This is a genomic window from Pseudomonas sp. P4_C3 (assembly GCF_056402075.1).
In genome coordinates, this window is record NZ_JBFUIC010000177.1 from 1 (window position 1) to 9,187 (window position 9,187).

Annotated in this window: 8 protein-coding genes; 3 read left to right on the plus strand and 5 right to left on the minus strand. The window is 57.9% G+C overall.

The annotated features are described in order from the left end of the window. Positions 1–254 precede the first annotated feature (254 nt). The 5 genes from AC1DVH_RS21585 to AC1DVH_RS21605 all read right to left on the minus strand — a co-directional run bounded on the left by AC1DVH_RS21585 (position 255) and on the right by AC1DVH_RS21605 (position 5,920). Positions 255–692 (minus strand): Lrp/AsnC family transcriptional regulator, encoded by a 438-nt coding sequence (locus AC1DVH_RS21585; RefSeq protein ID WP_008003746.1) that lies wholly within the window; start codon positions 690–692, stop codon positions 255–257. Positions 693–714: 22 nt separating this feature from the next. Further along, complete coding sequence (gene thrC, locus AC1DVH_RS21590; protein WP_477755512.1) at positions 715–2,094, minus strand: threonine synthase; 1,380 nt, start codon at positions 2,092–2,094, stop codon at positions 715–717. A 16-nt stretch (positions 2,095–2,110) separates the two neighbouring features. Further along, positions 2,111–3,001, minus strand: coding sequence for a LysR substrate-binding domain-containing protein (locus AC1DVH_RS21595; RefSeq protein ID WP_477755513.1), 891 nt, complete (start codon positions 2,999–3,001; stop codon positions 2,111–2,113). Between the two features lie 60 nt (positions 3,002–3,061). Further along, positions 3,062–4,492 (minus strand): amino acid permease, encoded by a 1,431-nt coding sequence (locus AC1DVH_RS21600; RefSeq protein WP_477755514.1) that lies wholly within the window; start codon positions 4,490–4,492, stop codon positions 3,062–3,064. Positions 4,493–4,642: 150 nt separating this feature from the next. Then, positions 4,643–5,920 carry a cystathionine gamma-synthase family protein gene (locus AC1DVH_RS21605; protein ID WP_477755515.1) on the minus strand — a complete coding sequence of 426 codons (1,278 nt, stop codon included), beginning with the start codon at positions 5,918–5,920 and terminating at the stop codon, positions 4,643–4,645. A 121-nt stretch (positions 5,921–6,041) separates the two neighbouring features. On the opposite strand from AC1DVH_RS21605, the gene AC1DVH_RS21610 reads away from it, so the two are divergent. The 3 genes from AC1DVH_RS21610 to gbdR all read left to right on the plus strand — a co-directional run bounded on the left by AC1DVH_RS21610 (position 6,042) and on the right by gbdR (position 9,049). Further along, the gene (locus AC1DVH_RS21610) at positions 6,042–6,299 is read left to right on the plus strand and encodes a hypothetical protein (protein WP_477755516.1); all 258 of its coding nucleotides are present in this window, start codon (positions 6,042–6,044) and stop codon (positions 6,297–6,299) included. Between the two features lie 119 nt (positions 6,300–6,418). Continuing rightward, positions 6,419–7,819: a GABA permease gene (gene gabP / locus AC1DVH_RS21615; protein ID WP_477755517.1), complete on the plus strand. Its 1,401-nt coding sequence runs from the start codon at positions 6,419–6,421 to the stop codon at positions 7,817–7,819. A gap of 114 nt (positions 7,820–7,933) precedes the next feature. Continuing rightward, positions 7,934–9,049 carry a choline metabolism transcriptional regulator GbdR gene (gbdR, locus tag AC1DVH_RS21620; RefSeq protein ID WP_477755518.1) on the plus strand — a complete coding sequence of 372 codons (1,116 nt, stop codon included), beginning with the start codon at positions 7,934–7,936 and terminating at the stop codon, positions 9,047–9,049. Positions 9,050–9,187: the final 138 nt, after the last annotated feature.

Here is a 9,187-nt window from a genome sequence, read left to right on the forward strand (position 1 = left end):
CCATCTCTATTGACTGTCACGCCGCCATCGTCGGAACGCCGCCCGGASCAAGCTCGCTCCCACAGGGATTGTGGCCGACCGTGGGATTGGCGGTCACTGAAGATCAAAACTGTAGGAGCGAGCCTGCTCGCGATAGCGGTGGGGACATGGTTGCTTTTGCCCTGGCAACATTGGGATGAAACGGGTGAGAGTGCCATGCCTGGCGCACGCATAAAAGCCAACACACGTTGGCTTTCAGCGGTAAGAAAAATGGGCTATACGACAGACGACAGCACAAAGGAGGTCACGGTATTTTCCACCCCGGGCAACGCGGCAATTTCAGTCCAGACCTTGTGCACCCGCTGCGGACTCGCAGCACCCACCCGCAGCATCAGGTCGAATTCACCGCTCATGACATCGCACTGAATGACTTCCGGAATGGCCCGCAGCGCTTGCAGCACTTCCGCACCCCGCATCCGGTCGTAGCGGTAAACGAAAATCACCGCGTTGATGTTCGAAGTGGCTTGTCGCCCCTCCCCCGTGCGTACCGTATATCCCTGTATTACCCCGTCGCGTTCAAGTCTTTCTATACGTTGGCGCACCGCATTGCGTGACAGATTGACCTTGGCTGCCAGCTCGGCATGTGCAGCCCTGGCATTGAGCTGTAGCTCCGCGATGATGTGTTCATCGAGGGGGTCCAGAATTCGCTTCACTTGGCCTCCTGTTGCCGCGCCTTCACAGCGCGCTGAGCAGCTCATGGATGGTGTCGAGATCGTCCGGTTGAATCCGGTAAACCTGCGCCTGTCCTTGCGTCGCGACCTCAGGTTGCGATCCCGCCAAACTGATGCCCAACTCGCCAAGCAGTGCCGCCGACTTGACCGGTGAGATTTCCCCCAGGGTCACCATGGGCGCCACCAGGCTTCGCCGATACAACCGGGCGGCCAGCACACCAGTGGCTGTATGCGGGTCGATGACGTATCCAGTGTCACGATACAGCGAGGTGATTTCCGTCAGCGTCTGCTCATCACTGACCGCATAGGAGTCGATGATCATCCGCGCCTGCAACCAGAACTCGTTGGCGATGACCATCTCGCCGCTGGACTCGAACCCCTCCATCAGGGCACACACCGCCTGGTCGTCACGCCCGTAGAGCTCCCAGAGAAACCGTTCCAGATTGGAAAAGATCGACAGGTCCATGGCAGGCGAAAGCGTCTTGTTGGCTCGTGACCTGCTGTAGTGGTTCTTCTGAAACAACTGATGCAACGCGTCATTCTGGTTGGTCGCAACAATCATCTGGGTGATCGGCAGGCCCATTTTTTGCGCGATGTAGCCTGCGTACACCTCGGCAAAACTCGCCGCCGGCACACTGAAACCGATCGGACGTTGACCACCCCCCAGTTGCAACACGGCGTGGAAATAAAACACCAGTTGCGCCAACACACTGACCCAGTTACTCGAGTTGAAACTGATCGCCTCGTGCTGCGCATACGGCCATTGTCGGAACAGCCGGGTGACGATGGTCTGGCAATCGTCGAAGCTGCCATTCACCGCAAACTGATGAACCCTTGGGTGCGCCGCTGCTCGCAGATGCTGGAGTTGGTCCAGGGGTACGCCCTTCTCTGGGTAAAACACCACCACGGGGGTGTCCTCACAGTGCTTGAACGCCTCGATGGCCGCCAGCCCGGTATCGCCGTTTGTGGCACCGATCACCACCCCACGACGCCCGCGCTTGTGCAGAAAATACGGCACCAGCCGCGCCTGCAACTGCGCGGCAAAATCCTTTGAGGAACGAGTCGGCCCGTGGAACAGTTCCAGCACCCACTCGTTACGATCGACCTGATGCAAAGGCGCCAGGGAACGATGGCTGAATTGACTGCCAGCCTCTTTGAGCATGCGCTTGAGGTCTGTCTCGGGGATCGCCTCGCCCACAAACGGACTGATCACCCTGTAGGCCAGTTCGTCATAGGGCAAGGTCGACCAGTTGGCGATATCCTGCGATTCAAACAGCGGCAGTTCGAGCGGTACGAACAGCCCACCGTCCTCGGCAATGYCAGACAATACGACCTGTTCGAAGTCGACCTGCACGGCCGAATTTCGGGTACTCACATAACGCATGGTTGGCTCCGGCCATTCATTTGAAACGATGTGCCTGCTCGACCAGCCAGGTGGAAAACATCACCGCGTCGGGGTGCTGCTCGGCCCCGGAACCGCGCACAAGGTAAAAAGACTCGCTGGCTTCGATACGCTGGGTAAAGGGTTCGACCAATCGTCCATCCTGAARCATCTCCTCCACCATCGAGGACCGCGCCAGGGCGATCCCCTGCCCTAACTCGGCCATGCGCAAAGTGCAGATCAATGTGTCGAACTGCATGCCGGTCGAGAAATCGACGGTGTCCGCACCGACCATGTTCAACCAGTAACCCCAACCCTCTTCGTAGCCCAGGACATGCAACAGCGAATGGTGCGACACGTCCGCAGGTACCGTCAGCGGCGACCTTGCCATCAGGTCCGGCGAGCAGACCGGGAACAACGTGTCCCAGGTCAGGCGCTGCGACACCAGGCCGGGCCATTGACCGTGGCCCCAGCGAATCTCCATGTCATCCTCCCCGTCCAGTTCCTTGACCCAGATATTGCTGATGTAGCGGATATCGACATGCGGATGCGCCTGGCTGAACCCTGCCAGCTTGGGCGCCAGCCAATGCACGAAGAACGCCAGGCTGCCACGCACCTTGATCGGCCGACGTTTGTGCTGGCCAAAAATTTCGTTGGTCCCCACTGCCAGTCGCGTGATCGCATCCTGCACCACCGGCAGATACGCCTGGCCTTCCTCGGTCAGTCCCAAGCCACGGGGCAAGCGCTTGAACAGTGCCACTCCAAGATGGCTTTCCAGTTGGCGGATCTGCTGACTGACTGCCCCCTGGGTCAAAAACAGCTCTTCGGCAGCATGGGTGAAGTTCAAACAGCGGGCAGACACCTCGAATGCCCGCAGCCAGTTCAATGGGGGTAGCGTCTTTTGCTTCATGGCTTGAACCTCTTGGACGCCCCCTCCACCGAGCACGCTTGCCCATCCCGTCGACGCTGACTAGAACGCGTCGGACGGTTGTGCCAAGGGGGCAACCGACAAGCGTCGCTCGCGGCTTTTGCGGGTAATGTAATACACGAAATAGCACCAGGCGATGAAAGGCAAACCGAAGTACAACGCCACTCGCTGCTCCGGATCGAACGCAATCCCGACACACGCCAGACTGCAGCAGACCAGCGCTCCCAGCGGCACCCATGGATAACCCCGGACACGGAATTTCAAGTCGCGGATGTCACCGCCGTTGGCCACATAGTGACGGCGAAAAGCAATCTGGCTCGCAGCGATGCTCATCCAGACCACCACGACCGCCAATCCGGAGATCGACACCAGCGCCAGATAGATGGTGTCGGCGGCAAACACGCTACTGAGCAACGAGGCAGCCCCACCCGCCATGCTGACGATAATGGCGTTGAGCGGCGTACCCATGCGAGTCAGGGCCGAGAACCGCTTGGGCAGGTGACCCTGGTCACTCAGCGTCCAGAGCATCCGTGACGCGGCATACAAACCGGAGTTGGCGGCCGACAGCAAGGCACTGATGATCACGAAGTTCATGATGTCTGCCGAATAGGGAATCCCGATGTAGGTAAATACAGTGACGAATGGACTCTCTACCAGGCCGGCCTGCTCTCGAGGCAATAGCGTCGCCAGGACGAAAATGGTCCCCACGAAAAAGATCGCCAGGCGCAGCACCGTCGTACGAATGGCACGCGGCACGTTGCGCTGCGGGTCCTTGGTTTCCCCAGCGGCAATACCGATCAACTCAGTGCCGGAGAACGCAAAAGACACCGCCAGTAACGTCATTGCTATAGGCATGACTCCGGTAGGAAAAAGTCCTTCGCGAGTGAAGTTGCTCAGCCCGATACTGTGGCCCTGATCGATGTGCAGCAGACCGAGAATCGCGCCACCGCCGATCATCAGAAACACGATGACGGTCACCACTTTAACCAGAGACAACCAGAACTCGGTCTCCGCGAACAAACGCACCGAAATCACATTGGTCAGAAACACCAGGCCCGCAAATAGCGCACTCCAGATCCATACCGGTGTATCCGGGAACCAACGCGCCATCAAGATACCGGCGGCGGTGAATTCAGAACCGATGGCCACCGTCCAGGTCAGCCAATACAGCCAAGCCACGGTATAGCCGGTACCAGGCCCGAGAAAACGGGTGGCGTACGTACTGAATGAACCGGTTTCCGGCATCTGTACCGCCAGTTCGCCCAGGCACATCATCACCATGTAAACCATGAGCGCGCCGATGATGTAAGCGATCACCGCGCCCAAGGGACCGGCCTGGTTAACCGTGTACCCGGACGTGAGAAACAGTCCGGTGCCGATGACGCCGCCCAATGCCAACATGACAATATGCCGTGTTTGCATCTCCTGTTTAAAACCGGAACGCGAATGAAGTTGTTCTTCTTTTATGGACATGGTTGTTCTCATGAAAGTTATTAGGGCTCGAATTAACGTCTGCGATGACTGACTGGGCAGAGAAAAAACAGATCGCCACTAAGTTTTATTATTATTCCACTTCATGAACGCCCCACTCACATCCTTGCAGTGAGGTTTAACGCTAACGCTTCAGTTTGCAACTTCGGCGCAACTTTCATTGATTGAAAGCTGCGTGTTTGCTTGTGCGGGTCCGTTGCCCGCCTCCCTGACAAATGCGAACGCCTGTTTCAGGTCGTCGAGCAGATCGTCGGTGTCTTCAATGCCGACAGAGATCCGCACCAGCCCTTCGGAAATACCCAGGGCCAGGCGTTCCTCCAGCGTGTTCTCGACATGGCTGGTGGTACGGGCCGGACCGTAGATGGTTTCCACCGCACCGAGATTGCCCGCGCAGTGGGCGAATTGCAGTCGTGGCAAGAGCACCTTGACCGTGTCCATGCCGCCCACCACGACAAAACTGACGATTGCACCGAAACCGGACATTTGCGCGCACGCCACCGCATGATTCGGATGGCCGGGCAAGCCGGGATAATTGACCGACTCCACCAAGGGTTCGACGCAAAGATACTCTGCCAGAGCACGGGCACTGCGTTGCTGCTGACGCATGCGCAGCACCAACGTTTTCATGCCGCGAATGATCATGTAGGCGGAGAACGGGTCGAGCGTCGCACCGTTGATTTCCCGGTAATGACGCACCTTGCCCATCAGTGATTCACTACCGCACACCAGGCCGCCAAGCACGTCGCCGTGGCCGCTGAGAAACTTGGTGGCACTGTGAATGACCACGTCCACACCCAGCGCCAGCGGGTTCTGATTCAATGGCGTGGCGAAGGTGTTATCCGCCACCACAATGGCACCGACGCGCTTGGCCGCAGCCACCAGACGCTCGATATCGAGTATTTTCAGCGTCGGGTTGGTCGGTGTTTCCAGATACACCAACTGGCAACCTTTGGCGATTTCGCATTCGATTTCTTCGTGATCGAACGTCTCGCACAACGTCACGTTCACACCGGTGCGCGGCAGGAACTCTTCGAAAATCTTGTTGGTGCCACCATAGCTGTCCCTGGTCGACACCACCCGATCGCCATGGGCCAGGAAGGTGTAAAGCACACTGCTGATCGCTGCCATCCCGCTGCTGAACGCCACGGCAGATTCGGCCTGCTCCAACTCGCGAATCTTTGCCTCGAGGGTCTCGACTGTCGGGTTGCTCATGCGGCTGTAAATAAAGCCGGGCGCCTTGCCCAACGCAACGTCGTACCAGACATCGATGTCGTCATAACCATAGGCGGCACTGACCACGATGGGCGTTTGAGTGGCGTTGTAGGGATGCCTGACTTGCTCCCCGCCCCACACTGCACGGGTTCCCGCACCCGCATTAACAAACCCTGCGCTGCCTGGTTTTTTATTCATAAAGACTACTCGCACTGAGGGTGGCGAATGTTGAGTCACTCACCGGATCTGGCGGCCAATATAGTGAAAAGCAGCGCCGCCGAGAAACGATGTTATCGGTGCCAAAGGGCCGCTTTTTTTAATGGCTGCGATTGCGCAGATTCAGGTCAGTTGCGGCAGCGAAACGATCTCTTTCAGGAGCGACATCGGCATTCAATACTCCGATAACGTGAGTTTTTCCTTGATCGCGCGCGGCTGCCAAAACCTCGGCATCAACGACGAGTGCAAAGTTTTCCCGTGTCGATATCAGGCACGGAGGTGGCGCGATCAGGTATCTGGATTGTCGGACAAGCCGGGTAAGGTGGCGCAACTTTTCACTGCGGTGGCCACATCGCGGTGACAGAGCTTATAGAACAGTAGCGTTGAGGACTGTCGCTTTCAGGAGGGGCAACAGCAAGCCCCTGATCGCCTACCCCTCACTCAGAACGCTTGAATGTCGATCGCCAAAGAGTAAAACCAATGATTAGCCCGAGCTCCAAGGATTCGTATGGCCAATTGGCGCAGGGCTTCAAGCCTCGTCACGTCACAATGCTGTCAATCGCCGGTATCATCGGCGCCGGTTTATTCGTTGGCTCAGGACATGCCATTGCCGCTGCCGGGCCGGCCGTCCTCCTGGCCTATCTATTCTCAGGCCTGCTCGTCGTTCTGGTCATGCGCATGCTCGGTGAAATGGCGGTGGCCAACCCGGACACCGGTTCGTTCTCCACCTATGCCGACCAGGCAATAGGTCGTTGGGCAGGCTTCACCATCGGTTGGCTCTACTGGTGGTTCTGGGTGCTGGTGATCCCTATTGAAGCACTGGCCGCCGGCCATGTGTTGAACCAATGGTTTCCCCAGATCGATGCCTGGCTGTTCGCCCTGGTGTCGATCATTGCGTTGGTGATCACCAATCTGTTCAGTGTCTCCAAGTACGGCGAATTCGAATTCTGGTTCGCCATGGCCAAGGTGGTGGCGATCATCGGTTTCATCGGCGTGGGTTTTGCCGTGCTGATGGGCTGGGTGCCCGATCGGGAAGTCAGCGGATTGAGCGGACTGATGGCCGAGCATGGCGGATTTGCCCCCAACGGCCTGTCGGCGGTAGTCGGCGCTTTCATCACCATCATGTTCAGCTTCATTGGTACTGAAGCGGTCACCATCGCCGCCGCCGAATCCGACAACCCGTCGCAGAACATTGCCAAAGCCACGCGTTCGGTGATCTGGCGCATCGGCGTGTTCTACCTGTTGTCGATTTTCGTGGTCATCTCCGTGGTGCCCTGGAACGATCCGCTGCTGGCCCAGGTAGGCTCCTACCAGCGGGCACTGGAAATCATGAACATTCCGCACGCCAAGTTCATGGTGGACGTAGTGGTGCTGATCGCCGTGGCCAGTTGCATGAACTCCTCGATCTACATTGCCTCGCGAATGCTGTACTCGCTGGGCCGTCGTGGCGATGCGCCGAAGGCGCTGAAGGCGACCTCCTCCGAAGGCGTGCCGCGGGCAGCAGTCATCGCCAGCACCGTGCTGGGCGCAGCGATCACCGTGTGGAGCTACTTCATGCCCGCCGGGCTGTTTGACTTCCTGCTGGCCAGCTCCGGTGCGATTGCCTTGCTGGTGTACCTGGCCATTGCGGTGTCGCAGCTGCGTATGCGCCGGATGCTACATCGGCAGAATGTCGAACTGGCCTTTCGCATGTGGCTATTCCCGTGGCTCACATGGCTGGTGATCGCGTTCATTTGCGCAGCGTTGGCGGTCATGATGATCACCCCAGAACACCGTAGCGAAGTGAGCTCGACCATTGGCCTGGCGCTGGCGATTTCCTTTATCGGTCTGGTGACATCGCGTCAGCCTGCGCGGGATGCAAGGGCGACGTCGGTGGGATAAACCCAGGGAGGTAATTGCGCCGAACCTGATACTCCCTACGCCGAGGCTGGGGGGGGGTATTACAAGCGCCTGTGTCTGCGGCCGTAATCGCTCTTTGTGAGGACATGACCTCCGATGTCATCGAACTCCACCGTTTCTGACGGTACCACTACAAAATCAGTTGGTTTTCTGCTGCTGGATAAATTCACACTGATTTCCCTGGCGTCAGCCGTAGAGCCACTGCGCATGGCCAATCAGTTGTCGGGGCGAGAGCTATATCGCTGGCATACGTTCAGCCCCGGTGGAGAGCCTGTCTGGGCCAGTGACGGCGTGCCGATTACGCCGGACGGTTCGTGGAGCAATCCATTAGTGGCGGACACTGTAATCGTGTGCGGCGGTGTTGGAATCCAGAGCGTGATTACCCGCGAGCACATTACCTGGCTGCAAGCCCTTGCGCGTCAATCCAGACGGCTGGGAGGCGTGTGCACGGGCAGTTGGGCACTGGCCAAAGCCGGGCTGCTCGATGGTTATGAGTGCAGTGTGCACTGGGAGTTTCTGGCCGCCATGCAGGAAGCATTTCCGCGAGTCAGCATCAGTGCGAGTCTGTTCACCCTCGACCGAAACCGCTTCACAAGCTCCGGCGGAACGGCCCCTATGGACATGATGTTGCACCTGATCGGTCGCGATCATGGTCGTGAATTATCTGCTGCCATTTCGGAAATGTTTGTCTACGAGCGCATACGCAACGAACAGGACCATCAGCGCGTCCCCCTCAGACATGTGCTGGGAACTCAGCAGCCCAAGCTGCAGGAGATCGTTGCGTTGATGGAGGCCAACCTCGAGGAACCGCTCGACCTGGATAACCTTGCAGAATACGTTGATCTGTCACGTCGACAGCTAGAGCGGCTATTTCAGAAATACCTTCACTGTACGCCGTCGCGCTACTACATGAGGTTACGTCTTGTTCGAGCGCGACAACTGCTTAAGCAAACATCATTGTCGATCATTGAGTTGGCGTATGTATGCGGTTTCGTGTCCACACCCCACTTTTCCAAATGCTATCGCGAGTACTTTGGTGTTCCACCCAGCGACGAGCGTTCCGGCTCTGAAATGAGTCGCATAGCGGCAACGCTTGCGACTACGCAGCAGTCATCGACCAGACCACTGACAGCGCTCGACCAGGCACGAAACGAATCGACTTTTGCCAGTGTTCGAATGATTGATCGTTCCGATTTGGCGCAATCGTGCTGATCGGCCGTCCCTGCCGCCCCATTCATCCGTAGTGCATGGGTTTACTCAATAAGATCACGCAGGAGATTTGACGTGCACATTGGTGTTCCTCTCGAAACCCAGACCGGTGAAACACGGGTTGCTGCAACCCCGGAAACC

Excerpts from the sequence above, each read along its gene's own strand:
- gabP (WP_477755517.1), top strand. The coding sequence starts at position 6,419 with ATGATTAGCCCGAGCTCCAAGGATTCGTATGGCCAATTGGCGCAGGGC.
- gbdR (WP_477755518.1), top strand. The coding sequence starts at position 7,934 with ATGTCATCGAACTCCACCGTTTCTGACGGTACCACTACAAAATCAGTT.
- AC1DVH_RS21600 (WP_477755514.1), bottom strand. The coding sequence starts at position 4,492 with ATGTCCATAAAAGAAGAACAACTTCATTCGCGTTCCGGTTTTAAACAG.
- AC1DVH_RS21605 (WP_477755515.1), bottom strand. The coding sequence starts at position 5,920 with ATGAATAAAAAACCAGGCAGCGCAGGGTTTGTTAATGCGGGTGCGGGA.
- AC1DVH_RS21610 (WP_477755516.1), top strand. The coding sequence starts at position 6,042 with ATGGCTGCGATTGCGCAGATTCAGGTCAGTTGCGGCAGCGAAACGATC.